Annotated in this window: 21 protein-coding genes; 10 read left to right on the top strand and 11 right to left on the bottom strand. The window is 43.6% G+C overall.

Annotation, left to right across the window (positions count from 1 at the left end):
* Nucleotides 1-223: 223 nt before the first annotated feature.
* From MSG35_RS08590 to fabV, 3 genes are all read left to right on the top strand, one after another.
* Nucleotides 224-853 carry a TetR/AcrR family transcriptional regulator gene (locus MSG35_RS08590; protein ID WP_248383683.1) on the top strand — a complete coding sequence of 210 codons (630 nt, stop codon included), beginning with the start codon at nucleotides 224-226 and terminating at the stop codon, nucleotides 851-853.
* A 55-nt stretch (nucleotides 854-908) separates the two neighbouring features.
* A complete protein-coding gene (locus MSG35_RS08585) occupies nucleotides 909-3191 on the top strand; it encodes an acyl-CoA dehydrogenase (RefSeq protein ID WP_248383682.1) in 2283 nt (760 codons plus the stop codon).
* 210 nt (nucleotides 3192-3401) lie between these two features.
* Nucleotides 3402-4604 carry an enoyl-ACP reductase FabV gene (fabV, locus tag MSG35_RS08580; protein ID WP_132763719.1) on the top strand — a complete coding sequence of 401 codons (1203 nt, stop codon included), beginning with the start codon at nucleotides 3402-3404 and terminating at the stop codon, nucleotides 4602-4604.
* A 273-nt stretch (nucleotides 4605-4877) separates the two neighbouring features.
* On the opposite strand, the gene MSG35_RS08575 is transcribed toward fabV, so the two are convergent.
* Both MSG35_RS08575 and MSG35_RS08570 read right to left on the bottom strand, forming a co-directional pair.
* A complete protein-coding gene (locus tag MSG35_RS08575) occupies nucleotides 4878-6560 on the bottom strand; it encodes an aspartate:alanine antiporter (RefSeq protein ID WP_017060395.1) in 1683 nt (560 codons plus the stop codon).
* Nucleotides 6561-6809: 249 nt separating this feature from the next.
* Nucleotides 6810-7073, bottom strand: coding sequence for a GrxA family glutaredoxin (locus MSG35_RS08570; RefSeq protein ID WP_009847069.1), 264 nt, complete (start codon nucleotides 7071-7073; stop codon nucleotides 6810-6812).
* A 406-nt stretch (nucleotides 7074-7479) separates the two neighbouring features.
* Here MSG35_RS08570 and MSG35_RS08565 point away from each other — a divergent pair, with 406 nt between their 5' ends.
* Entirely contained in the window at nucleotides 7480-8772 is a 1293-nt protein-coding gene (locus MSG35_RS08565; protein WP_248383681.1) for an iron-containing alcohol dehydrogenase, read from the top strand.
* A gap of 123 nt (nucleotides 8773-8895) precedes the next feature.
* Here the strand turns inward: MSG35_RS08565 and MSG35_RS08560 are convergent, their stop codons facing one another.
* The 5 genes from MSG35_RS08560 to MSG35_RS08540 form a co-directional block, all read right to left on the bottom strand.
* The gene (locus MSG35_RS08560; RefSeq protein WP_004734686.1) at nucleotides 8896-9750 is read right to left on the bottom strand and encodes a MurR/RpiR family transcriptional regulator; all 855 of its coding nucleotides are present in this window, start codon (nucleotides 9748-9750) and stop codon (nucleotides 8896-8898) included.
* Nucleotides 9751-10109: 359 nt separating this feature from the next.
* Nucleotides 10110-11753 carry a pyridoxal-dependent aspartate 1-decarboxylase PanP gene (gene panP / locus MSG35_RS08555; protein WP_248383680.1) on the bottom strand — a complete coding sequence of 548 codons (1644 nt, stop codon included), beginning with the start codon at nucleotides 11751-11753 and terminating at the stop codon, nucleotides 10110-10112.
* A gap of 118 nt (nucleotides 11754-11871) precedes the next feature.
* The gene (locus MSG35_RS08550) at nucleotides 11872-12399 is read right to left on the bottom strand and encodes a hypothetical protein (protein WP_017065407.1); all 528 of its coding nucleotides are present in this window, start codon (nucleotides 12397-12399) and stop codon (nucleotides 11872-11874) included.
* Nucleotides 12400-12573: 174 nt separating this feature from the next.
* Nucleotides 12574-13479, bottom strand: a complete 906-nt coding sequence (locus tag MSG35_RS08545) for a lysine exporter LysO family protein (RefSeq protein ID WP_248383679.1) — start codon at nucleotides 13477-13479, stop codon at nucleotides 12574-12576.
* Between the two features lie 54 nt (nucleotides 13480-13533).
* Nucleotides 13534-14454, bottom strand: coding sequence for an HDOD domain-containing protein (locus tag MSG35_RS08540; RefSeq protein WP_052878172.1), 921 nt, complete (start codon nucleotides 14452-14454; stop codon nucleotides 13534-13536).
* Between the two features lie 358 nt (nucleotides 14455-14812).
* Here MSG35_RS08540 and MSG35_RS08535 point away from each other — a divergent pair, with 358 nt between their 5' ends.
* Nucleotides 14813-15394: a TfoX/Sxy family DNA transformation protein gene (locus MSG35_RS08535; protein ID WP_017060401.1), complete on the top strand. Its 582-nt coding sequence runs from the start codon at nucleotides 14813-14815 to the stop codon at nucleotides 15392-15394.
* Nucleotides 15395-15544: 150 nt separating this feature from the next.
* Here the strand turns inward: MSG35_RS08535 and MSG35_RS08530 are convergent, their stop codons facing one another.
* The 3 genes from MSG35_RS08530 to MSG35_RS08520 form a co-directional block, all read right to left on the bottom strand.
* On the bottom strand, nucleotides 15545-16087 hold the full coding sequence (locus MSG35_RS08530; RefSeq protein WP_019822601.1) for a hypothetical protein: 543 nt from the start codon (nucleotides 16085-16087) through the stop codon (nucleotides 15545-15547).
* Between the two features lie 287 nt (nucleotides 16088-16374).
* The gene (locus MSG35_RS08525) at nucleotides 16375-16872 is read right to left on the bottom strand and encodes a response regulator (RefSeq protein WP_048664795.1); all 498 of its coding nucleotides are present in this window, start codon (nucleotides 16870-16872) and stop codon (nucleotides 16375-16377) included.
* Nucleotides 16865-18808, bottom strand: a complete 1944-nt coding sequence (locus MSG35_RS08520; protein ID WP_248383678.1) for an ATP-binding protein — start codon at nucleotides 18806-18808, stop codon at nucleotides 16865-16867. Before MSG35_RS08520 ends, MSG35_RS08525 begins: the two co-directional genes overlap by 8 nt.
* A 183-nt stretch (nucleotides 18809-18991) precedes the next feature.
* On the opposite strand from MSG35_RS08520, the gene MSG35_RS08515 reads away from it, so the two are divergent.
* From MSG35_RS08515 to MSG35_RS08500, 4 genes are all read left to right on the top strand, one after another.
* Entirely contained in the window at nucleotides 18992-20254 is a 1263-nt protein-coding gene (locus tag MSG35_RS08515; protein ID WP_248383677.1) for a DUF945 family protein, read from the top strand.
* Between the two features lie 163 nt (nucleotides 20255-20417).
* Nucleotides 20418-21512: a 3-phosphoserine/phosphohydroxythreonine transaminase gene (gene serC / locus MSG35_RS08510; RefSeq protein WP_048609211.1), complete on the top strand. Its 1095-nt coding sequence runs from the start codon at nucleotides 20418-20420 to the stop codon at nucleotides 21510-21512.
* Between the two features lie 375 nt (nucleotides 21513-21887).
* The gene (locus MSG35_RS08505; RefSeq protein WP_082242363.1) at nucleotides 21888-23012 is read left to right on the top strand and encodes an extracellular solute-binding protein; all 1125 of its coding nucleotides are present in this window, start codon (nucleotides 21888-21890) and stop codon (nucleotides 23010-23012) included.
* 20 nt (nucleotides 23013-23032) lie between these two features.
* Nucleotides 23033-24922, top strand: a complete 1890-nt coding sequence (locus MSG35_RS08500; RefSeq protein WP_248383911.1) for a GGDEF domain-containing protein — start codon at nucleotides 23033-23035, stop codon at nucleotides 24920-24922.
* Between the two features lie 25 nt (nucleotides 24923-24947).
* Here MSG35_RS08500 and MSG35_RS08495 read toward each other — a convergent pair whose 3' ends face one another.
* Nucleotides 24948-25763 (bottom strand): helix-turn-helix transcriptional regulator, encoded by an 816-nt coding sequence (locus MSG35_RS08495; protein WP_248383676.1) that lies wholly within the window; start codon nucleotides 25761-25763, stop codon nucleotides 24948-24950.
* 151 nt (nucleotides 25764-25914) lie between these two features.
* Here MSG35_RS08495 and MSG35_RS08490 point away from each other — a divergent pair, with 151 nt between their 5' ends.
* On the top strand, nucleotides 25915-26607 hold the full coding sequence (locus MSG35_RS08490; RefSeq protein ID WP_248383675.1) for an MOSC domain-containing protein: 693 nt from the start codon (nucleotides 25915-25917) through the stop codon (nucleotides 26605-26607).
* Nucleotides 26608-26634 lie beyond the last annotated feature (27 nt).

The raw sequence follows: 26634 nt of genomic DNA, 5'->3' as shown, positions 1-26634 counted from the left end.
TAAATACGCTGTTTTCTATATAATTTATGACCCACCATTTCCATTTCAGTTCCAAGAAAATTCATTATTTTTTTCTTTTTTTGTAAACACACAGCGATTCAATCGGTTAGTGCTGAGTTTTATTAACTGGTACGACCAATTTGTGAAAATGTGATGTTGCTTGCTTGTTAAATAAATGTACTAAGCGTATATTTCAAACAGTTGTTTAATACGAGTGATTGAAATGGCACCAAGAAGTACAACCAAAGACAAAATCTTAGATGTGGCTGAAGGCTTATTTGCTGAGCACGGTTTTAATGACACCTCTTTACGCACTATTACGGGTAAAGCCAATGTCAATCTTGCTTCAGTGAACTACCACTTTGGCGATAAGAAGACTCTGGTTCGTGCCGTATTAAATCGATACTTAGAAGCATTTATGCCAGCACTGCAAGACGCTTTAGTGAACTTAAACTTGAACGAAACGTATTCTATGAGTGACGTGTTTGAGTCTTTAAGACAACCACTAAGAGCACTTAACGATGTAAGGCCAAATGGTACGAGTCGATTCATGTTACTCATCGGTCGAGGCTATACGGATGTGCAAGGTCACTTGCGTTGGTTCATTACTACCCGTTATAGCGAAGTACTTTCTTTGTTTACAACGTCAGTAATGAAGGCGAATCCGAATCTCACTCAAGAACAGTTATTTTGGCGATTACACTTCACCCTAGGGACTTGTGTATTCACCATGGCATCAAGTCAGGCTCTGGTAGAAATTGCAGAGAATGACTATGACAGAAAGATAGATGCTAAGGCAGTGGTCGATATTCTTATTCCATATTTAGCCGCTGGCATGTCAGCAGAAGAATAAAACAATAAAAAGCGAAACATTCACAACCAATATAGTGAACAAAAGGATCTGAACTATGAGCTCTCTAAGACAAAAATGGGTAAGTGACCCAGCTTTTAAACTCTTTAAAAAAGTACTACCACCACTATCTAGCACTGAGAAAGAAGCGATGGAAGCGGGTAGCGTGTGGTGGGACGGAGAGCTGTTTTCTGGTAAACCAGATTTCACTAAGCTGCACCAATACCCAAAACCTCAGCTGACAGCAGAAGAGCAATCGTTCATGGATAATGAGCTTGAAATTTTGCTCGCTATGCTTGATGACCACCAAATTGTAAAAGAAGATCGAGACCTTCCTGAAGAGGTTTGGAACTTCTTACGTAAAGAGCGTTTCTTTTCGCTCATTATTGCGAAAGAGTATGGCGGTCGTGAATTCTCAGCACACGCCAACTCAACTATCGTAACTAAGATTGCGACTCGCAGTATCAGTACTGCGGTTTCGGTAATGGTTCCAAACTCTCTTGGCCCTGGTGAGCTGTTGTCTCACTACGGAACTCAAGACCAGAAAGACTACTGGCTGCCTCGCCTTGCTGACGGTACAGATATCCCATGTTTCGCACTAACAGGCCCTGAAGCAGGTTCTGATGCGGGTGGTATCCCTGATGTCGGTACAGTTTGTATGGGCATGCACGAAGGTAAAGAGACACTAGGCATCAAGCTTAACTGGAACAAACGCTATATTACGCTAGCACCAGTAGCGACGGTACTTGGTCTGGCTTTCAAACTGCACGATCCAGAAAAGCTACTGGGTGATAAAGAAGACATCGGTATCACTTGTGCGCTTATCCCAGCAGATCACGAAGGTGTTGTGATTGGTGAACGTCATGACCCACTTGGTCTTGCATTCATGAATGGTCCAACACGCGGTCACGATGTGTTTATCCCTATGGAATGGCTAATCGGTGGCGCAGATTACGCAGGTAAAGGCTGGCGTATGCTGGTGGAATGTCTGTCTGCAGGTCGTGGTATTTCACTACCAGCACTGGGTACAGCAATGGGCCACCTAACTGCGAGAACAACTGGCGCATACGCGTATGTTCGTAAGCAGTTTGGTATGTCGATTGGTAAGTTTGAAGGTGTTGCAGAGAGTTTAGGCCGTATTGGTGGCTTAACGTATCTACTAGAAGCGACTCGTACACTGACAACTACTTCACTTGATATGAAAGAGAAGCCGGGTATCGTCACGGCTATCGCGAAATATCATATGACAGAGATGGCGCGTACTATTCTGAATGATTCAATGGATATCCACTCAGGTCGTGCAATTCAAGATGGTCCAATGAACTACTTGGCTGCGCCTTACCTAGGTATTCCAGTTGCTATCACAGTAGAAGGTGCGAACATCTTGACTCGTAACCTGATGATCTTTGGTCAAGGTGCGACACGTTGTCACCCATACGTGTTAAGCGAAATGGAAGCGGCAGCAAATCCAGATGAGAAGCAAGGTGCTAAAGACTTTGATAGCTTGCTGTTCAAGCATATCTCTCACGCAACTAAGAACACGTTCGGCGCGTTTGGCGCAGCATTAACTGGCTCTAAGTTCATTAAGGCCGACATGAGCGGTCCAACTAAGCCTTACTACCAAGACTTAACTCGTTTGAGCCGTGCGCTTGCAGTAAGTGCGGACTTCGCAATGCTAACGCTAGGTGGTGAACTGAAACGTAAAGAGCTTATCTCAGCACGTTTAGGTGATGGCCTAAGTTACCTTTACATGGCGTCTGCAGCGCTTAAGAAGTATGAAGACGAAGGTCGTCAACAAGCTGACCTAGATTACGTACACTACGCGGTTCAGCACTGTTTCCACAACGCGGCTAAATCGCTACAAGAAGCGTACAGAAACTTCCCGAACAAGATGGTTGGTAAAGTACTGAAAGGTCTAGTTTTCCCTGTCGGTAACCACTTCGAAAAACCAAGTGATAACCTAACAGTACAACTAGCAGAAAGCTTGATGACTCCGGGCGCACACCGTGAACGTCTGACTCACCTTTGCTACATCGGCAAGGAAGAAGAGGACAGCGTTGGTCTAATGGAGAACGCGTTCAATGCGATGTACAGCATCAAGCCATTAGAGCGTAAGATCTTTAAAGCAGTGAAAGAGGGCAAAGTGGCTCGTAAAGGCTTACTGCAAGACAAACTTGCTCAAGCACTTGCTGCTGATGTACTAACGCAAGATGAAGTCGACCAAATTGTGGCTGCCGATAAACTGCGTTACGCTGCGATTCAAGTTGACCACTTCAGTCATGACTTTAGTGAAACTTTGACGCGAAAAGAGTTAAAACCTAAGCTAAATAGCGTTGCTTAGATAAAGAAACGATAAAAGGCACCTAACTTAGGTGCCTTTTTTGTTTTTGTCGTAGAAGTCGCAATAGATGCGTTAACAAATGGTGACTTAGTCAGCAAATATCAGCTGAGTGCTCCAACCACTTGCATTTTCACCACATTTTTACAGAAATTAGATGCCATTTGCGTACGAAACTTTTATCCTTAACCTGATTTTTTAAGGAAGTTGAATATGATCATCAAACCTCGAATTCGCGGATTCATCTGTACTACAACACATCCAGTCGGTTGTGAAGCTAATGTAAAAGAACAAATTGCTTACACAAAAGCTCAAGGCCCAATCGCAAACGCACCTAAACGTGTACTAGTTGTTGGCTCTTCAAGTGGCTACGGCTTGTCTTCACGTATTGCGGCTGCATTTGGTGGCGGCGCTTCAACTATCGGTGTTTTCTTTGAGAAAGCCGGTACTGAGAAAAAGCCGGGCACAGCTGGTTTTTACAACTCAGCAGCGTTCGACAAGCTAGCTAAAGAAGAAGGCCTGTATTCAAAAAGCCTGAACGGCGATGCTTTCTCTAACGAAGCGAAACAGAAAACGATTGACCTGATCAAAGAAGATCTAGGCCAAATCGATATGGTTGTGTACTCACTGGCGTCTCCAGTGCGTAAAATGCCAGAGACTGGCGAAGTGATTCGCTCAGCTCTAAAACCTATCGGTGAAACGTACACATCAACGGCTGTTGATACCAACAAAGACATGATCATCGAAGCAAGTGTTGAGCCTGCATCTGAAGAAGAGATCAAAGACACTGTTACTGTAATGGGCGGTGAAGATTGGGAACTTTGGATCAACGCTCTATCTGAAGCCGGTGTTCTAGCTGACGGTTGTAAGACTGTTGCTTACAGCTACATCGGTACTGAACTAACGTGGCCAATCTACTGGGATGGCGCGCTAGGTAAAGCTAAGATGGATCTAGACCGTGCAGCCTCAGCGCTGAACGAGAAACTAGGCCAAACTGGCGGTACTGCAAACGTTGCTGTTCTTAAGTCTGTTGTAACTCAAGCAAGTTCTGCAATCCCTGTTATGCCTCTTTACATCGCTATGGTGTTCAAGAAGATGCGTGAAGAAGGTATTCACGAAGGTTGTATGGAACAGATCTTCCGTATGTTCAGCCAACGTCTATACAAAGAAGACGGCAGCGCGCCAGAAGTAGATGAAGTGAACCGTCTACGTCTAGATGACCTTGAGCTTCGCGAAGACATCCAAGACCACTGTCGTAACCTATGGCCTCAAATCACAACTGAGAACCTAAAAGAACTGACTGACTACGTAGAGTACAAAGAAGAGTTCTTGAAGCTATTCGGTTTCGGTGTTGAAGGTGTTGATTACGAAGCTGATGTTAACCCAGCTGTTGAATTTGATGTAGCTGACATCTAATTCAAACAATCGAATCAAAACGAAATAGGCGCTCACTGAGCGCCTATTTTTTTGTCTTAAAAGCAGATACGGATTCGAGTGTCGAGATTCGAAAAGATCTAAGAGCGGATGAGAGATTCGGATGTCGAGACTCGAAGAGATTTAAGAGCAGATACGGAGTTCGAGGTTCGACGATCTCTAAGAACAAGTGAAAGAAAAGAAGCCATAAAAAATGCACTAATCCAAACAAGAACTAGTGCATTTAAAAATATCTAATCTATAACGCTGAGTAAGCTAGCTAATTATGATGATGAAAGTACCTGCTAAGGTCATCAAAATATTGGCTATTGCGTATGTACCTGCGTAACCCAGAGCTGGAATGGTTGAGCGAGCGTGGTCATTTACGATGTCCATCGCTGGAGCGCAAGTTCGCGCGCCAATGATTGCACCGAACAACAAAGCTCGGTTCATCTTCAATACGTAAGCGCCAACCAAGTAAGCGAAGAATACTGGCAAGACACTGACCACCAGAGCGATACCAATGACCTGAGGGCCAACTTGGGTTAAGTGTTCGAATATCTTACCACCGGCGCTTAAGCCGATACCGACCATAAAGAACATCAAACCGAGGTCTTTGACCATATTCAACGCACCCTGAGGTACATAACCGAAAGTAGGGTGGTTTGCTCGTAAGAAGCCCAACATGATGCCCGATAGAAGCAGGCCAACTGCGTTACCTAGTCCAAACGACACCTGACCGAATGTCATGGTGATCAAACCAAACAAAATACCCAAAATGAAGAAGCTACAGAAGGCCATCAAATCCGCCATTTGGCTGTGGATTGAGATGAAACCAATTTTCTCTGCTAGGCCGTGCACACGACTCTTTTCACCACTCACCTGCAGTACATCACCCTTAGACAGCACGATGTTTAAGTCCATCGGCATTTCAATTTGAGCACGTACTACGCGGTTAAGGAAACAGCCATATTCAGAAAGGTTTAAGTCTGAAAGACGCTTACCTGCAATGCTGTCACTTTTAACGACGATCTCTTCTTCCACGATACGCAGATCGAGAAGGTTACGGTCGAAAACTTCTTTACCGTTACGGAAGCTTGGGTCTAGACGAGCGTGGCTGTCTGGGAAACCAACCAATGCAATCTCATCGCCTTCTTGCAGAATCGCATCACCATCTGGGTGGGCAAGAATACCATTACGTCGAATACGCTCGATGTAGCAGCCTGTTTGGCGATAGATACCCAATTCACGCAGGTTCTTACCGTCAGTCCAAGAGATAAGCTCTGGTCCCACACGGTAAGCGCGAATGATAGGAAGGTAAACCTTACGCTGACCAGAAGCACCTAAACCGCGTTCTTGAGCAATCTGTTCAGCTGAGTCGTGCAGGTTTACTTTTTGAAGTTTTGGAATCAAGCGGGCAAACATAATCATACTGATTAAGCCAACCAAGTAAGCCATCGCGTAACCCACTGATAGGTTTTCGATAATCAGGCTCAAATCCATATTTCTTGGTAATTCTGCAAGCCCAGAATTCAGAGCATCTTGAGCACCTACTAATATCGGCGTTGCTGTTAAGGCACCCGCCATCATGCCTGCAGATAAACCGAAGCCTAGGCCAAGGTAATGACTACTGAAATAGGTTAGGGCAATAGCTGTAGAAAGTACCACAAGGCTCAGAATGAGGTAGTGCTTACCGTCTCTGAAGAAGATACCGAAGAAGTTTGGTCCAGCTTCAATGCCAACACAGTAGATGAACAGCATGAAACCAATGGTGAGCGCATCTGCGTTAAAAGAAAAGCCAAGATGTCCCATGATAAGGGAAGTAATCAAAACACCGATTGAATTACCAAGTTGGAGGCTACCGAAACGAATTTTACCAATGGCTAATCCAATCGATAAAACAACAAAGATGAGGAGAATGGGGTTTTGTTCTAACAGAAAAACAACGTCGATATTCACGGTGGTCGCTCAATAATTGGCGTGGAACACAGGGTAAGTTTGAGAGGTGAATTGTATCTAAATATAAATAAATTATAAGCAATATTTTGCTAATTTACTTGATTTTGACCTTATTCTTATTCCGTATGAAAACTGGTCATCAAAAAGCCCGCTACAGTGAGCGGGCTTTCTATAAATCGTACGGTCTAACGCCTAAATGGGTCAGCTGTTTAAGGCCTTAGCCTCGATTCTCGTCTGAGAAATCCTAGCTTAGTCGAAAAGACCTAGGTTTTCTTTTGCGTATGCTTCAAATTCTGTGCAGCCGCCGATGTGGTCTTGGTCGATGAAGATTTGTGGCACTGTGTCTACAGGTTTGCCAACAGTCTTCTCTAGATCAGCTTTGCTGATGCCTTCAGCGTGGATGTCAACGTAACGGTAGTTGAAGTCATCGCGTTTAGCTTTAAGAGTTTCAGCATGCTCTTTTGCACGAACACAGAATGGGCAAGCAGGGCGACCAAAAATAACTACAAACATTTAATTTCTCCTAAATACGGGATGAGGCTCGTTAACTCGATTATGTTAACTATTCTTTAGTGAATGCCACTCAAAATTTCTTAAAACCAACTATGCCTCAATGCCATGGGGAAATAAAGATGGAATTACCTCTTAATACAATAGGTTTTGTCTATCAGAGCAAATAATGGTCACAAAAAGGATCCATGCTGATTTCTGATGGGTATCTAGATTGATTATCCTTAATTTAAGAGTGTGAATTACCCCTAAGAATACGACATTAATCCATCTTTAATGCGACAAGTTGCACCTCGTCAAAAAAAGCGCATACAGAACGAGGCATCTTAATACTGATGCACGATATAAAGGCTAAATTCCAATAACCAAGAGTTCGCAGTTTTGTTCGGTCATAGGCGCAGGAGGCACCATGTTTCAATTTATGACATCTACAAAGATCATCTTTGGTGATGGAGCACTTTCCGCTTCATTGTCTCTCTTTAATCAATACGGCTACAGCGTGTTATTGGTTACAGGCAATACATTAGAGCGCACTTCAATTGTTACTGACTACCTCGATGCGCAGAGTATGCGTTATCAGCACATTGCCGTTTCCGGTGAACCTAATATTAAAATGGTTGAAGAGGCGGCTATTTCTGCTCGTCGATTTAAGCCTGACATGGTCGTCGCGATGGGCGGTGGCAGTGCCATCGATATGGGAAAAGCGTTAGCCGCGGTTTTACCTAATCAAGGTAACTTGTATGACTATGTCGAAGTGGTCGGGCGTAATGTTCCTCTTAAAACTAAACCACTTCCGTTTATCGCTATTCCAACCACTGCGAGCACCGGTGCCGAGGTTACTAAAAACGCGGTGCTGAAATCAGGCCAAGACCAAGTAAAAATCAGCCTTAGAAGCCCAGACATGCTGGCTGACGTTGCGATTGTCGACCCAACCCTAACTCATGGAACCAATCTTTATCTATCTGGACGAGGTGCGATGGATGCCTTTACTCATCTAATGGAAGCCTACGTGTGTGGTGAGCCGAACCCGTTAACCGATATGATTTGTGAAGAAGGGCTGCGTAAGTTGAGTGGTTCTGTTGTTAAAGCGTGTGTTTATGATGAGCCTCAAGCGCGTTCTGATCTTGCTTTCGCTTCTATGCTCGGTGGTATGGCGATAACCAATGCCAAGCTTGGCGCAGCCCACGGTTTAGCCTCTGCACTAGGAGGTAAGATTTCTGCGCCTCATAGTGTGATTACCGCGCGTTTAGCGCCGTTTGTGATGTTGGAGAACATAGCCGTTGCAAAAGAGCAGCAAAGAAGCGACATCCTAGCGCGTTATCAGCGAATCGCTCAGATAGTGACAGGTAACGTAGAAGCAACAGAAGAAGACGCAATTTCTTGGTTATCTGAAGTGCTTGATACGCTTAAGTTACCCAATTTGCTGGAATTTGGTGTCTGTGAAGCACAGTTTGATGAGGTGTCTACCGATGCGCTCAAGTCAGTGGCTATTAAAGGAAACCCTTTACCATTGAACCAAGAGAGGCTCGTGCATATTCTCAAGCAGGTGTGCGAGAAGTGCAGTTGTGGAGGAGGGCATCATGAGGGGACCTCAATGAATCAAATTGACCATGAACCTGCTGTCGAGTCGAGTTTTACCATTATCAACTCTTATGCGTCCGAGAATAGCGTGGTTGAGAAGGGCAATAGCTGGACTATCTAATAGTCTTCAATCTGCTCATTGTATAAACCATTTTATACAGACAAATAAAAACGGAGCGCTAGGCTCCGTTTTTTAATTTAACTTGTTCTCTGGTCATGTGTTTTCAATTCATGACTAAGCAGATTAGAACTGAGAGTACTTCTCGTAACGTGAATCACGAAGTGACTCTTTGACGCGTTTTAGGTTCTCTCTGAAACCAGATCCACGACGTAGCGTAAAGCCTGTCGCTAGCACATCGATAACCGTCATCTGAACAACGCGACTTGCCATTGGCATGTAAACGTCAGTGTCTTCCGGTACATCTAATGAGATAGACAGCGAGCTCGCTTTATCCAGTGGAGAATCTTTTGCTGTGATAGCAATAACTGTCGCACCGTTTTCACGCGCTAAGTTTGCAATCTCAACTTGGCTTTTAGTGCGGCCAGTATGAGAGATAAGAACAATAACGTCGTTATCACTGCAGTTAATGCAGCTCATTCGTTGCATCACGATGTCTTCGAAACATGTGATTGGGATATTAAAACGAATAAACTTGTTTTGAGCATCTTTGGCGACAGCAGAAGAGGCACCCAGTCCAAAGAATGAAATGCGTTTTGCTTGAGTCAGCAAGTCAACAGCACGGTTTACTTGCATCGCGTCTAGACTGTTTTTAGCAACGTCTAGACAAGCCATAGTTGATTCGAAAATCTTATGCGTATAAGCATCTGGACCATCATCTTCTTCAACATTACGGTTCACGTAAGGTGTACCGTTCGCCAAGCTTTGAGCTAGGTGAAGTTTGAAGTCAGGGAAGCCCTTTGTGTCTAATCGACGACAGAAGCGGTTAACTGTAGGCTCACTCACGTCAGCCATTTTAGCTAAGGTAGCAATGCTAGAATGAATTGCAGTTTGAGGGGAAGCCATAATTACTTCGGCTACCTTACGCTCAGACTTGCTGAAATTTTCCAGGTTTTTTTGTATTTTTTCTAATGTATTCATAGTGTTCACAAGGGTATAGAGAACAACTTGCTAGTTAATATCTTTTACCAGGGGGTATGGCTGAAGCAAATATCAGTAAACACAAAGCCAAATGTATATTTGGTATCGTAAATACTGCTGCGTCAAATAGATATCAAGCTAACTAGCACCATAGAGTCAGTATAAACCCAACATACTATTTACTAATACAAAAACAGGGCATGAATGCTTAAGAATATGACAAACCTCAACAAAATTTTAGAAAACTACAGAATTGGAAGAGGGTTTGAGCAAAAAGAATGCAAAATGAGTATGAACTGACAGCTTAGTTACATCAAAAAGAAAGAAATTTTCAATTTGATGCAACTAAAATTGAATGACTATGCGTTGATTTGCGTAACCAGTTTGGTGATTTTGCCCATCAAGTTAGGTGCTAGTTTAGAGATCTCACGCTGTTCTTCAAGCACTGAAGAGAGAATATCATTGCCCGTTAGTGGGTTTGCTAACACCACGCGGAAAACGATGATTGGCTGATGTGCCCATGCTTCAGGGTTTAAGCGAGTACGAGATACGAACGACTTACCCGTTTCACGCTGTTTTTTCTGAATAAACTTAGTGAGTTCGTTAAGAAGTTCATTTAGCTCTACGCGTTGTTCAGGAGCAGCTTTAAGCAATGCTGCCTTTACAGCTTCAGGAACGTAGCGATAAGTCAGTAGGCAAAGCTCAGGTTCTGAAACCAGTTCGAAGTCGCTCTGATCTTTAACCAGGTCGGCAAAGTAGCGCGCTTTGTTGATGCTTTGGTCGATCAGCAGTTCATAACCTGGGCGGCTAATGATGTGCATTGCGGCGTAAACCAGCATTGCCATACCTGAACGAGAACCTTCTAACGTATGGCTACCTAAATCTTTTGAGCCTTTACGAAGAATGTATTGAGCGTGATGCTCAATCGCTGTCATCGCATCTGGCTTTTTAAACAGAACCATACCCGCACCCATAGGGATATAAAGCTGTTTATGCGCATCAATCGTGACTGAATCCGCAAGTTCAATACCATCAAGCAGGTGACGATGATTGTTAGACATCAGAGTCGCACCGCCCCAAGCAGCATCAACGTGGAAATGACAATCGGATTCGGCACACACCTCGGCAATGTCTCTTAGCGGGTCGATATTACCGGTTTCGGTTGTACCAGCCACACCAATGACGGCGAAAGGTTTGATCTTGTTCTGCTTGAGTTGCTCAATCTTGAGTCTTAGATCATCAGTACAAATACGGTTGTCGTTATCTGTTTTAACAGACACTAGACCTTCTTGACCAATACCAAGAACATCCGCGGCTTTTTTCAGAGAGTAATGACCACGTTCAGAGACTAAGATGGCAAGGCCTTCGTAGTCGTAGTGCTTCATGGCTTTAAATAGGCCTTCTTTTTCTACACCGTTGAACGAACCTTGCGCTTTTAGTGCGTTGTTACGTGCAACCCAAAGCGCCGTAATGTTCGCGATGGTACCGCCAGAACAAAACGCACCTAAAGAGTGGTTTGCGCTGTGCATCCAACGAGAATAAAACTGGTCGCTATCTTGATAAATCAGGCGATGTAACATGCCCAGAACTTGACGTTCTAGGGGAGTGAAAGCTTTTGAGGTCTCGATTTTTACTAGATTCTGATTCAACGCAATCATGATTTTTGAAAGCGGCATCAGGAAGTACGGCAACGCAGAGGTCATGTGGCCAATAAAACTTGGCGAAGACGTGTGAACCGAATGAGACACAAGAGAATCGAGGAGATGCTCAGTATGTTCAGAAACAAACTCAGGCTGCTCTGGGATATGAGCATTTGAAAAATCTTTCTCAATTTCACGCAGCGGCTTTTCTTCAGCCACAATATGTTCACGTAAGAATTGATTCAGGTTTCGTGAAAGTTTGTCTTCAATTTGAGTGAGTGTTGAATCTGGGCCTTCAGGTACCGTGAAGATACGTAGAAGACTGTCGAAGCTAACATCTGCTGTTTTTTGTTCCGTAACCATAGCAAGCGAGTTATTTTTCTAATATTGACGCGAGCGGGACAATCTAAACGAAAACGGGAACAATGTCCCGTCTTAATTATGAAATCCAACTTCTCAAAAAAGCATATTAAATGCGGGGTTATTTACACTTAATCGCTTCAAGTTTACTGATCGACTGGTTGTAACGCTGCAGCGCTGAGTCGATTTGCTTAGGGTGGCTAAGCAGCTCTGCAAAGGCAGAACGTAGCTCGTAGTTTTGAGCGTGAGGCGTTGATTGGCGGTCATCGAACGTTGTTTTCGCGATTTTACCAAGCTCATCATCACGTGTTGATAGCGTTTTAATGTCGTGTTGCTCAAGTTGCAACCAACCTTCTACAGGTTGCTCTGTTGCCACTTTGCTTGAATCGTTCACAAGGTAGTAGTTAACCGCAGCACGGTTAAGCTCAAAGTGGTGCTTACGGCCTTCTAGGAACCACTCACTCACTTCTGTTAGCTCTGGATATTGCTCAGAGGTTAATGCAGCAAGGTCGGCATACCAATTCAAAGAAGCGTCGATGTACGCATCATATTTTTTTGCTTGGCACTGGTTTGTCTCAGACATTGAATCTGCTGCAAAGGAGAAAGTAGAAGTTGAAGCTAGCAGTAATGCGACGCAAAGGCGTTTCATAGTGGTTCCTTTTGTAAGTTTATTCTTTTTATAACTTTGTCGTTACAGGTTACCGTGATCGTTATTTGTTGAGCAATGACACTTAGTGTCTTTTTATTTCGGTAACTGTATCGGTGTCTTGGGCATTGATATTCGAGTTGCATTCTAATCTAAAACAAACGCTATTCCTGCGATCTAGTTAGCAAGAGATACAAAGAACAACATCAATATCGGAACAAGCAAACTGAGGATAAAGCCACTGACGATAGCGATAGGCACACATCGAACGCCGCCTGTTGTTTGAATGACCGGTAAGGTGAAGTCCATCGCAGTCGCACCAGCATAACCAATGGAAGTGCATGGGTAGCTGCGAATCAGCACTGGAATCAGTACCAAGGCAACTAACTCTCTTAATAGCTCAAGCATGAAAGAAGCGCCACCATAGACAGGGCCAAAGGCGTCACCCATTAAGATACCAGCCAGAGAATACCAACCAAACCCAGAAGACATTGCTAAGGCTTTGAACAGAGGGATATCTAGTATGTAAGCCGCGATGACACCACCTAACATTGAGGTGATGATAATGGTGATTGCGATAACCATGCCGTGCTTGTTGAGTAAGATCTGACGAAGTGTGAGTCCGCTATTACGCAGCTGAATGCCGATAAAGAACAGGAGAACAAACAGAATCCATTCGCTTGCACTATCAACCCAATCAAGGCTAATAGGCAACACTAAGCCAGCGATTAGCCCTGAACCTACCACTAAGATGAGTTTGGCAGATTCCATCGCCATAGAAGAGAGGGGAAGCTTCTTCTTGCTACTGTCGGTTTTGAGTGGCAATAACTTATCAATAGCGGGCAGTGCCATTAGGTTACAAACGCTTAAGCAGACAAAGAAAGTGACGGTATATAGAAGGATTGTCTGCAGATTACTGCCTAGGTTATCGAGGGCGGCTAAGCTTAGGCCCATTAAGGCTAGAATCACGTAGATTAAGCGCGATGTTGAGCGGTTGATAAATTCGAGCGTTTGAGCGTTCGAAATTGCAAAAAGATACCCCACGACGAGTGGCGCAAATATAAAGATCATCCCTGTAAACATGCTTTCCCCATTGCATTTACTTCATATTACACTTACTTGTAATTTAACAGTGACTTAGAAGCCGCTAGTATTGATCACGTCGCTTAGCTTTGCATTAAAATCATGCTTGCTCAAGTTGCTTAATTTATAAAGCACCTCTGCACCAGTTACGTTAAGTTCAACTTCGTGATCATCGATGTTCTCATCCTTGTTTCTGAACATCAGCAGGTGGTTAGCGATTCGAGCGATATCCAAGTAAGACACTTCACGTTGTTCGTGGTTATTGATGGTATTGCTGCACACATCAATAAAGTCGCTGTCGAAGCCCCAACGGTTAAGCACCAATTTACTGGTAGCAGAGCATTGGCCTTGGAAGATTTGTAAAGCGATGTCGTGATCTAGGTAATTGCCATTTTCGAGGTAGAGGTGGTATTCGCTAACCAAACAGAACAAACCAATGTCAGCCAGTAATCCAACAAGCAGTGATTTTTCATGTTCAAGGTAACGGTATTCAATAGGGGAGAGCTCTTTGAAGCCGTTGGTCACCAGTACCATAGTGGCGCCTAGCTCTTTTGATACAGATGCGCTCTGAACCAATAACTTATTACACTCTTTACTGAGGTTGACTGAGTGTTTGAGTTGCTCAATAGCCTGAGCCGTCACGATGTCACGTACTCTTAATATGCCAAGGCGCGACACAGCCGTCATAATATCAACACAAGTAATATTGCGTCGGTTAAAGACGACAGAGTTAGCCACACGAATGACAATAGCAGCGAGGCCTGGGTCTTCGAGTAAGCACTCGGCAACTTCAGCAATCCCGGTTGATTCAAGGGTACAAAGCGATTGAATCTTCAGTACAACGTTAGGGATAGGAGGAAGTGTTATTTTTCCCGCTGAGATAGAATGTCCAACAAGTTGGGCAAACTCTGATTCTAGACCCTTTAAGAGAAGAGCCTTATTTTGAGGTAGCCAGAAAAACGATAAATGATTCATATAAAAAGTAAAAACATGTATGTCTTGCCATTTTACAAGCCGCGATGCTGCGAGGCAATACTCATCCGTCCACATAACCTTTAATAATTTGAACCGGTGTATCACTAGGTGTCCAAATTCAAGCATGGTTTGATAGTTTACTGTGACGTCAATCATGAAAAACCAGAATACTCAATTGATTGATGTGAACTAAGTCCAGACTTATTTTTCTTTTCGAAGTATGATTTATTTAAAGGTGAAAAAAGAAACCATAATATTCACCTATAGAATAACAAAATAGATTTATAATTTTTCGCATAACAAGCTGCTTGTCTGGTGATCAACCTAATCGGGGTAATTTGATTAAGGATCAACGGATATGACCGAGACAGCATTTATTAATTACGTGAATCAATTTGGTGAGCATCAAAAACGTTCTATGTTCGGAGGTATTGGCCTCTTTCAAAATGACGCTATGTTCGCTTTATTGAGTGAAGGTTGTTTATTCATTAGAGGTGGAAAATCATTAGATAAAAAACTGACCGATCTTGATTGTGAAAAGTATCGTCATGTAAAGAAGCAGACAACAGCAACCGTAAACTATTACGATATTACGGATCTGTTCACCTGTGAACATCCTGAATTGGATAGTATTATTCGTACTTCAATCGATAATTCAATTCAGCAGCGTAGCTTCAAGAAATCATCAGCTAGCCGTAGATTAAGAGATCTACCAAACATGCAGCTTACGTTAGAGCGCATGGTTAAAAAGGCGGGTGTGGATGATGTTTCAATGTTTATGCAGTTGGGCGCGCCTGAAGTGTTTAATAAGGTTCGCGAAGCGTACGGAAACGATGTTGACCTAAAACTACTTTGGAAATTTGCGGGTGCAATTGATGGTATTCACTGGAAACTGTTACAAGAGCCACGCAAGCAGCAATTACTAAAGAGCTGCCACTAAAGAAGTTTGCCTTATATGCTTAAGATTACTGTTAATAAATAAAAACCGAGGAATGTCCTCGGTTTTTTTGTTTCTGTCTTAGCCGGATTTCTTAAAAGACTAAGTATCAAAAGGCTACGTGCTTATTAAGAGCTAGCTTGGCTTTAAGTATTAATACTTGAAGCGAGCAGTGAACATAAGTTGGTCACCGTAGAAGTCGTTAATACGAGCTTCAGCGCCTAGAGAGAAAAGCTCTGTAGAGTGGAAACGCGCGTAAACAGAACCTGTCCAATCATCGTTGTCATCGATAGAAACGTAACCACCTTTACCACCAACTTCTAGTTGTGGACCAAGCCATTGGCGAACACCAACGTTGATTTCCATACCGATATCAGTAGAGCTTGAGTTCTCTGGCTGAACGATACGAGCTAGCATTTCACCTGTTAGGTCTGCCCAGTTGTTTAGTGGAGCGTGGAAACCAAGACCTACAGCTGAGTCGTAATCGCCTTCAAATTCTGAATCGATACGTGCTACAGCATGAGCGTTCGGGTGAATTGACTTACTGAACGCACCACCAAATGTTACTGGGCTAGCACCGATGCGTGCTTCAAAGTAATCATAGTTAAAGTTGCTCATTACCTGTGGTTGTTCATCAACAGCTAGTGCTTGACCAGAAGCCAATAGCATAGCGGTAGTAAGTAGAATTTTGCGCATAACGACCGTAAACCTATATTAGTGTTAATTCCTTTGGTTTGAGACAAATCGGCAAACCATAAACATTGAGACAGTTTAATCTAACTCACGGAAAAGTAATCCTTTAAAATGTAAAACCTTACTCATTTAGTTAAAAAACAAGCAAATTAAGGATCAGTCTGTAACGGAGATCTCATGTTTTAGGGCGAATGAGGAAAATAGAAGAACGAATTATCCAAAATTTGTATGTATTCGGACGGTTCTTATATCGAATGCTGCTTTTCTCAGTATCTATTAACCAATTAATGCTATTCACCAAAACTGGTGCGTTTATCCGCCATGGAAGTCAGTATACGCTCGGTATCTAAGATGGAAGTCCAGTTAAGCAATTGTTTGTCGTTGGCAATGACATAGTCAGTCAATTGTTGAGTAATCGTGTCTCTCAGTTGGTCGCCTTGCCAAGGTTTTGAAATATAGAAATCAAGTGCAGCGTTGTTAATGGCCGTGACGGTATCTTCAAGCCCAGCTTGCCCTGTGAGTAGCAGTTTACGCGTTGGCTTGGTCGCGTCGTGTTGGTTGAGTTCGATCAGAAAATCGATGCCGGTTTTTTCTGGCATGATGTGGTCGCACAAGATTAACGCGAGCTTAATACCATCTTGTCCCATTTCTTTGATTACTTGCATGGCTTCATCGACCGATTCAGCACCTTCAACCAGAAAGTTCTCTTCAAATATCGCCAAGTCCTGAAGGACACTATTGAGAACTTCAGGTTCATCATCGACACATAAAATTAGGTACTTATTCATGAGGTGCTCCTTCTTGTTTGAATGGAAGCCACACTTGCATGTTTGTATGACTGCCTACCTCTGACTCCACCAAAATAAATCCTTGATGAGCCGAAACGATTTGTTGAGAAATGGATAGCCCAATCCCTAAACCAAAGTTACCTTCTTTTTTGGTCGTGAAATTTGGGTTGAAAATGGTGTTGATGTCTTCTTTGGCAATGCCGTGGCCAGTATCGGAGATTTGCACCACAAGAAACGTGTCGTCACCTTTTGTATGTTGAGAGGTAGTAATGGACACTTTGCCTCGTTCAGAAAGGGCATCGAGCGCATTGGAAAGAAGATTGGTCCACACTTGTTGCAGAGAGAGTGACTGGCACAATAAAGGCGGTAAGTTGGTGTCGTAATGCTTCTCGAGTTGGTGATGTTTGAGTCTGTTTTCAAAGATCACTAAAGTATCTTCAAGCCCTTCGTGGATATCTGTGTAGTGGCGAACTTCTTCATCTTCTCGGGCATAGCTTTTTAGGCTTTTGACCATATCGGCAATACGCTTGCTGCACACTTGAATTGAGCGGATAGAGTTCCCCACATAATGGTAATGTTCTAAGTCATTGAGCAGCTCTTTGCCTGCGACAGGGGACGCTTTTAATGTGTCTAGCACCGTAGAGTCTTGGCTTAGGTTTAGTCTCACGGCTTTTTTTGCTAAAGCACGGTCATCAATAGTCGACGTAAGATGCTTTACGAGCTGCCTTTCTTGAGCTGTCGACAGTGGCTTAGCTAACTTTGAATGTGCCAGTACATCAGTTCCTTTATTGGACTCTGGAACGGATAGGTTTGCCAATATTTGGTCGAGATGTTCTGACAGAGTTTCGATACTTCTCAATATGGCTGCAATCGGGTTATTCAGCTCATGTGCGACTCCCGCGACAAGCTGCCCGAGCATCGCCATTTTCTCTTTTTCGATCAGTTGTTGATGTGCAGACTCTAATGATTCTAGTGTTTGCTGCAGTTTGATCTTATTGGTGATGCTGCGTTGCAAACGTCGATTGAAATGACGAAGCAATAGATTGGTAAATAAAGGCAGCAGGGTATTGTTTGAATGCATCACCTGAGCAAAGCTATCTTTATCCAGTTTGATAACGCGTGTTTGCGTTAGGGTGATCGCGGTAGAAAACGAAGGCTCGCCTGTCACAAATGACATCCCGCCAACAATGTTCCCTTTGGAGTGACGTACCACTTCCCGCTGTTGCCCGAGTTCATCTTTCTTATACAGAGCCGCTTCACCCTCAATGATCAGCCATAAAAAGCGATTGTCTTCGCCTTCCACAGTGAGCAGATGCTCGCGGGAATAGTCACGAATGGCCTTAGTTTTGTCATCTTTTGAAAACACATCTTGTAAGGCACTGACGACACGTTCTGCAAGTGCATTATCAGAAAGCTGGTGGTAGTCGTGAATGAAACCCGATTGGAAAGAGTGAATCTTTTGCTCAATGTGCGCTCTGAGTAAGCGTTGTTGATCCAATGCATCACTGTAAGAGAGCAGGTTCTCTGAGTCGTATTGGATAACAAAAGAGGTCAGCTCTTTTTGCGCAGACTTGAACAGAACCTGATCTTGAACCGGTTTGGTTAAACAATGATTGAGCCTGCCTTCATTCACAGCGGTCAGAATGGATTGAATGTCTGACGAAGCGCTGACTAATATCGTTCTTGCGGTATTACTATGGGGCAGCTGTTCAAGTTCAATCAGAAATTGCACGCCATTAAATTCAGAATGATGATGAGTGATCACCAAGGCAACGGTTTGGTTGTGATCATGAATATCTTCTAATGCGTGATGTGCGTCTTCTATGTTCTCGGCAGTATAAATATCGAATACAGAAGCCAACGGAGCCAGCTCCGAACGTATTCTTTCAATGCTAACCGGATTATTGTCCAAACAGATAACAGCGTATTGATTCACAGCTCAACCTTAATAGTAGCGACGTCTCTAGCCTAGCAAGAACCGCCGAATAAGGATGAGAGCTAGCCGTTAATTTATTGAGGCAATCGAAGTATCGAGCAATAGACTGATTTAACTCAATGTTTCTTGTTTGCTACTGATGGGTTAGACTAAAAAAAACAGACACGTGTAGAAAGAGAACTCATGGAACAGTTAAGAAAAATTGGTGCAATTGGCGGAGCAATCTCATTGGCACTATGTTGGCCTTTAGCGGTTGGCCAAATTGGACAAAATGCTATTACTGACGGTGTTGCAAAGCTTAACAATTCAAGCATTCAAGCTGAGATCATGGAATACGATAGAGGTTACCTGTCTTCCAACGTCACCACTCGTTTAACTGTGACGGATGAAAACCTGAAAGAGCAACTTGCGATTGATGGACTGCCGAGTGAGTTTGTCATCAATAGTGCGGTTAGCCACGGTTTGGTGAGCTTAAATGCACTGTCGACGTTTGAGAATACCGATATTCTGCCTTTAACTCTGACGACTAGCACTGAGCTAAACGGCAACACTGACTTTAACTTCGAGTTGAGCCAGTTCAATCATCAAGGTTCTGATGAGAATGGTACGTCGGTATCGATCACTAAATCGAATCTTTCTGGCCATGCGACTGTTTTAGGCCAAGTTGATTACGAGCTTTCAATCCCTTCAGTTCAAATTGATTTTGAAACCGGTGAAGAGGTAACGCTGTCTAATCTGAAAGGTGTGGGTTCAGGCCAACAAGCGAAAGGCTACTGGTTAGGTACTCAGAATTTTACTATCGATAGCTTCTTGGTCTCAGACTCTGCAATGCAGCCTTTCATGACCATTGAAAACTCTAAGTACGATTTTGAATCACATCTAGATGAAGCGACTAAGCGTCTGCGCAGCAACCTCAAGTTGGATATCGCAAACATCGAGACCAATGAAGGCCAGTTGAACAACCTAAACGTCGATTTTGAAATGTCGAAGTTGGATAGCGAGTCGTTTGAGAAAATCTTCGAGATTTACCAATCTAATCCAGTGATGACGCAAGAAGACGTAGCAGAGATCATTCCATTTATCGATATCCTGTTTGCTAAAGGCTTTGACCTTTCAATGAACAACATGTCGCTAGAGTTAGGTAAGGGACAGTTCGAATCTAAGTGGTTGGTGAGCGTACCGGAAGGGACAGAAAACATCAGCAGCAACCCTTCAATGATTATGCCTGCACTAACTGGTAATCTTCACTCGAGTTTCTCAAACGGACTTGTTGAAGAGTATCCATTCATCCGTGAAGGTATCGATGAATTGCTTGTGATGGAAATGATCAAGGAAACAGACAGTGGTTATGAAATCAGCGCTGACTTACAGAATGGAAACCTAGTGTTCGAAAATGGACAAGAAATTCCATTAATCGCTCTACTTATGCCGGTTTTTGTTCAATAAACAGAGCTGGCTTGAATACTGATAGGGTGATTTAGCAGGTTAAGCTTAAACATTTTATACGGTACAAAACAAAAGAGGTCTTAAGACCTCTTTTGTTGTTTTTATGTTGGGTAAAACATGGTATTACTTGCATAGTTATTATTTAGCAGGAGCAATCATCCCCATGGAACTTACATTAGATAACGTATTCAACTTCAGTGCTGGCCCAGCTGCACTGCCTAAACCGGTAATGAAACAAGCGCAAGCGGACTTTATTGATTGGAATGGTTTAGGGACTTCCGTGATGGAAATCAGCCATCGCAGCAAGGAATTTATTCAAGTTGCTGACGAGTCCGAACAGGACCTACGTGATCTTCTGAACATCCCAGACAACTACAAAGTTCTTTTCTGTCAGGGGGGCGCTCGTGCTCAATTCGCTGCTGTTCCTCTAAACCTTTTAGGTGACGCGACGAAAGCGACTTACATTGATGCGGGTTACTGGGCAGAAAGTGCAGTGACTGAAGCGAGCAAATATTGCGAAATCGATGTATTCAACGCGAAGACGTCAATTGATGGCAAAGGAGCGGTTGTTCCAGCTAAAGATTGGAAAATCGACCCGGAAGCGGCGTATGTACATTTCTGTCCGAACGAAACCATCGATGGTATTGAAATCAGCGAACTTCCTCAAACGGATAAGCCAATCGTAGCGGACATGTCATCTAACATTCTGTCTCGTAAGATTGACGTGTCTCAGTACGGTGTTATCTACGCGGGCGCACAAAAAAATATTGGCCCAGCCGGTATCTGCATTGCAATCGTACGTGATGATCTACTCGAACTCGCAAACGACGTGTTGCCGAGTATTCTGAACTACAAAGTACTTGCTGAAAAAGACTCAATGTTCAACACACCACCAACGTACGCTTGGTACCTATCAGGCCTTGTGTTCAAGTGGCTGAAAGCTCAAGGTGGCGTTGAAGCGATGGAGTTGGTGAATAAAGAGAAAGCAGCGTTGCTTTACGGTGCAATTGATAGCTCAGCTTTCTACAAAAACGATGTTCACACTGCAAACCGTTCTAGAATGAACGTGCCGTTCCAACTGGCGAAACCTGAGTTAGATGGCAAGTTTCTAGAATTGGCTGATGCCGCAGGTCTGAAGTCACTAAAAGGCCATAGAGCAGTGGGTGGAATGAGAGCTTCACTTTACAACGCAATGTCTCTGGAAGGCGTTCAAGCGCTGGTTAGCTTCATGAAAGATTTCGAAGAGAAATACGCTTAATCGATGACAGGGCTTTGACCGATAAGTTACTGATTTGATTTTTATTGTGTCGAATGCACCGAACGAGATAAATGCCGCTTTTGCGGCATTTTTTTTGTCGTTAATAATAAAGGGTATGGTATGTTGATTTATTGTAAGAACAGCCATCCAGAGATATGACGGATGTATCGGAATGAGCAGACCTTTCTCTTAAAGCGAGAGTACCAACTGTTTTTCAGACACTTTTTACTATATAACGTGTCGCCCAAAGCTGAATCTCCAATCATGAACAGCGAGCGATAAGCTGCATCGACCGGTTTATTGATGGGCAATTAAAATCCAACGTCTAATTTTTACCACAAGGAATCAAGTGTGAGGTTATTGAGTCTATTTGCGATGCTATTTCCAGCCGTTGCTTGTTCGTCCACACTTGAAATATGGGCTGGTATTAATTATGAAACGGCCGATTATGTAAAAGAACATATCGAAGCGATGACTGATCATCGTGTAGAAATTCGTTCGTTTGACGTCAACAGTATTCGTTCTGAACTTCTTGTTGCTGACCCTAGAGACAATACCTTTCCCGATGCCATTTGGGTTCCTTCTGACTTCTTAGGTCTAACTGAATATATCGAATTAGCGACACTTCCCGAGGCTTGGGTTGATACCCAACGCTATGAGAAAAAGGCACTCGATGCGGTGGTCATTAACGGTGAGCTTAAGGCGTTACCGGTTGGTATTGGAAACCAGGTCGTTCTGTATTCGAGCAAGCCTCAAGCGCAAGTTGTGACATGGGAAAGTCTCATTGAGCGCTCTGCTAAGTCCGATCAAGTGAGTGTGCTTTTTCCCAATCCAAACATGTACTTCTATCTAGCTTTCTATCAGCTTTTTTCTGAAGACTTATTATCGTCGAAGAATGTTAACGGTGAAGGGTTAGTTGCCATTTTTGATTTCATCGACATGTTACAGCAGAAAAAAGTCATTGAATCATCGTGCAGTGATATTTGCGCGAGGCAGAGATTCATCAATGGGGAAGTCGAGTTTTTGATTGACGGCGACTGGGCTTTCAGCGAACTCGATGCCGCTTTTGGTCGAGATTTATACATCAATTCGTTGCCGACCTATCGTGGTGAGAGTATGTCTTCATTTAGTGGCGCGAAGATTTTTGCTGTCACGGAAAAAGGCATGCAAAATCCAGATAAGAAATTAGCTTTGAAAGAGGTCGTTCAATACCTGCAATCAAACAGTTTCACCTATTTAGCTCACTCGAGTGCCATGGTTTCGCCGTTTTATGAGGTCAATCAACGCCGTGTTGAGGAAGGCAACCAGACTTTTTCAAATATGTACGATGAGTTTCAAGCGTCGCAAATGATGTCGAGTGACTACAAGATGGCGATCGTTTGGGAGGCTTCGGCTCGGGCGTATCAGCGTTACAAGTCAGGGATGCCAAAGAGTGAACTGCATAAGTTTTACAATGATTTTGTTCAATATTACTCGGCGAATATGAGGGTAAGAGATTGAAGCTATCATTAAAATACACCATGGGCTTGGTGTTGCTGGCTTGCTCAATGCTCCCTGTTTACCTAGCGGGACAGTTGATTCTCAATAAACAAAACCAAAGTTCTTTAGAGCAAAAAGAAACCAAGCTGGACAACTCTACGACCGGTATTCGTCAAACTGTACAAGAGCAAATTAAGCTGACGGCGAGCCTAACCCAATGGTATTCGCAAGACCGATCACTCATTAAAGCGGGTGGTAATATCTTTTTCTCGAGTGTGGTTTGGGACAAGATGGATAGCTTCAATGCGCTAGCGGAGAGTGTGTCCGCGACTTATATTCTGGACCAAAACTGGAAGCCCATTTATGACAGTAAAGGCAGCTTGTACCATTTTGAGCAGAGCCAGTTATTAGAAAGCTTGAAGCGTCCTCAATCGGTTTATGGGCAAGGGAAATTGTTCCACACCGAGTTTACCGAAACGGAAGTGGCGGATAATGCCACTGCCGGTATTGCTTTTGTCGCGCCGATTTTACCTTATCGTTTGATTGAAGGTTCTACATACACGCCGCAGGGTTATCTTGTGGTTCTTATGGGGTATGACAGACTTAACACTAAAGTGACGCCTTTCCTTTATCAAAATGAGTCGGTTGAGTTTAACTATGTTGATTCAACGGATGCTCAGTCTTCTGAACAAAGTGCGAACATTATATCTATCGACAGTAAATTCTTTACCGACAAGTTGGTACTGAACGTCAAACATCATATTTCCGACAGTGCGCGCTTATTAGAGATGCAACAAGCTCAGGTGGTCTTTGTCAGAATATTGGTGGCGACGCTTGCCATCGCGATTGTGTTTGCTCTGTTCCTAAGCCGCTGGTTCTCAGGGCAGTTAAACTTGTTGGCTGAATCTGTTAAGTCGTATTCGCATAACCAATCACCGACTCATAGTGTGGATGAACATCGTTTTACTGAGTTCGTCACACTGAGTCGTTTATTGGAAACCATGTGGGGTCGCATACAGTACCAAGTCCGTGAGCTTACCGAAACCAACGATAAACTCGAAAGATTTAATGTACAGCTAGAGGACTTAGTTGAAGAGAAAACCAGCAAGTTAACGTATTCGCTTGCGCGTGAAGAATCCCAGAAGCATCGTATTTTGAAGATCGTGCAGTTTGCATCATCGAGACAGGCGGCTGAATATCGGTTGATTCCTCAAATGGTCGATCAAGAGTTAAAGACATTACTTGTTCAACATTCAATTCAATTTCATTTTAACCGAACTGGCGAGGCTGACTTGATACTCTGTGACTCGCAGGGGACGGCAATTGGGTATTTTTGTTCGAGCTCATTTGCTCTACTCAGTGAAGAAGATCTTCTGATTTTTGACATGTACCAAAAACAGTTAGCCGGTTGGCTAGAGCTCGAAAATATTACGCGCATCAACATGCCAACTGGCTGTTTGAATCGTAAAGCTTTTAATGAAGATCTCGAGTTCAGTAAACGCAGCATTAACGACAACCAAAATCAGATTTCTTTGATCATTATTGATATCAATGGCTTGAAAACCACGAATGATGTTCATGGACATGAAGTCGGGGATGAGCTGATACAGCGCTGCGTAGACGTAATCAGCCACGAATTGACACCTGCCAGTAATCTATATCGTTTGGGTGGAGATGAATTTGCGGTGCTTACCTTAACGTCTGGTAAGTCGAATTCGCTCAATGTCGCAGAGATGGCTGAGCAGTTGTATATTGCTCAGGAGCAACAGGCAATCGAGACCAAAGCGGGTATCTCTATTCCTGTCAGATTCTCGATTGGTGCAGCTTCTAGTGATTCAACAGACGTTGAGCAATTGTTCTCAGTCGCTGATGAGAATATGTATCAGCAAAAGCGTCGTTATTACCAAACGTTGTCTGTGTTTGGGAAGTAATGCCAATCACGCTTACAAATAGCGATCACGATTTTCGACGCCCATTAGAGCGAAACTGCTGCGGTGTGAGATTAAAATAAGCTTTAAACGCTTTGATGTACGAAGAGTCGTTTTGATAGCCAACTTGGTCAGCAATACGTTGGATCGAGAGCTCTTCATCAAGCAAAGATAACGAATAAATCAGTCGGATTTGTTGTCTCCACAACTGAAATGACGTGTTGAACTCTTTTGAGAACAAGCGCGATAACGTTCGCTCCGATGCGCCGACTTTTTCTCCCCAATTTTTTAGCGAATAATCTAATCTTGGTGTGTCTGTCAGCGCTTCGAATATCAGATTCAAGCGCCTATCTTCGGGTAGCAATAATTGAAAGGTTTGCACATTATCTTTCATTATTTGGTCGTGCAGTACCGCAAGTAAACGCGACACCTCTTCATCACTCACTAACCCTTCGCACTGCCTGCGGATCTCCTGCAAGAGCTCATTTAAAAATGGCGTCAGTGTAATGGTTCGAACTAAAGGCTCATATTCTGTGCCGAAGGCAGGATTGAGATAGATGCCGACAAACGTCGTATGGCTTAAAGCGATAGATTCATGTTGAATACCCGCGGGTACCAACAGCGCAGAAGTGTGCGGAACAAGATGCTGGTAGTGCTCGGTCTTAGTTTGCAATAAACCTCTGATTGGAAAGATCACTTGATGCCAAGTATGTTGGTGCATTGCATCGATGAAACCTTTAGGCATGTCGATGGTCTTTACTAGCGCTGGTGAGTTGGGGTTGGCAGCCATCATCTCGTTGGAAGTCATGACATCGGAGTGAGAACCTATTTGGCGGGGTGGCATTGTTAATTGTCCTTACATCTCTACTCTGACATTGGCTTGTTAGGCTATCATGCTCGGCATAGTGAATGAAGTCGAGTGTGATGCCGTCTTACCTCATACAGTTCAGCAAGTATGTTTTCAGTAAGAAAGTTTCCGTTAATAAGGAAGGGATATGAAGAAGTTAGGTGTAATCAACAGCGTATTGGTAGGTAAAACCGTTGCCTTTGCTCACGGTAGCCAGAGTGCCATCAACAAGAAGGTTTTGTCGGAACGTCAACACGCCACAGAGCTTGGTTTTACCAATGACGAACAAGGCGACCCCCGTTTTCATGGTGGCATTCAAAAAGCGCTCCATATCTACCCGAGTGAACACTACCCAGTTTGGGAAAAAGACTTAGGCGACAAAGACATCTTCCAACCTGCAGGTGCATTTGGTGAGAACCTAAGTTCAAGCGGAGTGACTGAAGCGTCTATTTGCTTAAAAGATAAGATTCGGATTGGTTCAACATTGCTAGAAGTTTCGCAAGGGCGTATGCCTTGTTGGAAGCTCAATGTACGCTTCGAGCAAAACGATATGGCAAGAAGACTGCAAGACACACTTCGAACTGGCTGGTACTTCCGTGTACTGGAAGAGGGCGATATTGGCGCAGGTGACGAGATTACTTTGTGTGAAAGACCATACCCTGATTGGTCGCTCGCGCGCATTATGGGCGCTGTCTTTACCGGAAGCCTGGATCGAGAAGAACTGAGCCAGATGGCTGAACTGCCACTCGTAGAATCTTGGGGCAAGTTGGTTGAACGACGCCTAGAAACGGGTGAAGTTGAAGATTGGGAAATGCGATTGGTTGGGCCAACAGCAGCATAAACTTAGATGATAAAAAATAACAAAGCC

The sequence above is a fragment of the Vibrio sp. 1CM23M genome (assembly GCF_023161755.1).
Taxonomy (GTDB): domain Bacteria; phylum Pseudomonadota; class Gammaproteobacteria; order Enterobacterales; family Vibrionaceae; genus Vibrio; species Vibrio coralliirubri.
The sequence above is the reverse complement of the archived record's forward strand: the minus strand, read 5'-3'. Positions and strand labels throughout refer to the sequence as shown.

Bases quoted from the DNA above. Each gene is read 5' to 3' on its own strand.
- MSG35_RS08590 (WP_248383683.1), top strand. From the start codon at position 224: ATGGCACCAAGAAGTACAACCAAAGACAAAATCTTAGATGTGGCTGAA.
- MSG35_RS08585 (WP_248383682.1), top strand. From the start codon at position 909: ATGAGCTCTCTAAGACAAAAATGGGTAAGTGACCCAGCTTTTAAACTC.
- fabV (WP_132763719.1), top strand. From the start codon at position 3,402: ATGATCATCAAACCTCGAATTCGCGGATTCATCTGTACTACAACACAT.
- MSG35_RS08570 (WP_009847069.1), bottom strand. From the start codon at position 7,073: ATGTTTGTAGTTATTTTTGGTCGCCCTGCTTGCCCATTCTGTGTTCGT.
- MSG35_RS08565 (WP_248383681.1), top strand. From the start codon at position 7,480: ATGTTTCAATTTATGACATCTACAAAGATCATCTTTGGTGATGGAGCA.
- MSG35_RS08560 (WP_004734686.1), bottom strand. From the start codon at position 9,750: ATGAATACATTAGAAAAAATACAAAAAAACCTGGAAAATTTCAGCAAG.
- panP (WP_248383680.1), bottom strand. From the start codon at position 11,753: ATGGTTACGGAACAAAAAACAGCAGATGTTAGCTTCGACAGTCTTCTA.
- MSG35_RS08550 (WP_017065407.1), bottom strand. From the start codon at position 12,399: ATGAAACGCCTTTGCGTCGCATTACTGCTAGCTTCAACTTCTACTTTC.
- MSG35_RS08545 (WP_248383679.1), bottom strand. From the start codon at position 13,479: ATGTTTACAGGGATGATCTTTATATTTGCGCCACTCGTCGTGGGGTAT.
- MSG35_RS08540 (WP_052878172.1), bottom strand. From the start codon at position 14,454: ATGAATCATTTATCGTTTTTCTGGCTACCTCAAAATAAGGCTCTTCTC.
- MSG35_RS08535 (WP_017060401.1), top strand. From the start codon at position 14,813: ATGACCGAGACAGCATTTATTAATTACGTGAATCAATTTGGTGAGCAT.
- MSG35_RS08530 (WP_019822601.1), bottom strand. From the start codon at position 16,087: ATGCGCAAAATTCTACTTACTACCGCTATGCTATTGGCTTCTGGTCAA.
- MSG35_RS08525 (WP_048664795.1), bottom strand. From the start codon at position 16,872: ATGAATAAGTACCTAATTTTATGTGTCGATGATGAACCTGAAGTTCTC.
- MSG35_RS08515 (WP_248383677.1), top strand. From the start codon at position 18,992: ATGGAACAGTTAAGAAAAATTGGTGCAATTGGCGGAGCAATCTCATTG.
- serC (WP_048609211.1), top strand. From the start codon at position 20,418: ATGGAACTTACATTAGATAACGTATTCAACTTCAGTGCTGGCCCAGCT.
- MSG35_RS08505 (WP_082242363.1), top strand. From the start codon at position 21,888: ATGCTATTTCCAGCCGTTGCTTGTTCGTCCACACTTGAAATATGGGCT.
- MSG35_RS08500 (WP_248383911.1), top strand. From the start codon at position 23,033: ATGGGCTTGGTGTTGCTGGCTTGCTCAATGCTCCCTGTTTACCTAGCG.
- MSG35_RS08495 (WP_248383676.1), bottom strand. From the start codon at position 25,763: ATGCCACCCCGCCAAATAGGTTCTCACTCCGATGTCATGACTTCCAAC.
- MSG35_RS08490 (WP_248383675.1), top strand. From the start codon at position 25,915: ATGAAGAAGTTAGGTGTAATCAACAGCGTATTGGTAGGTAAAACCGTT.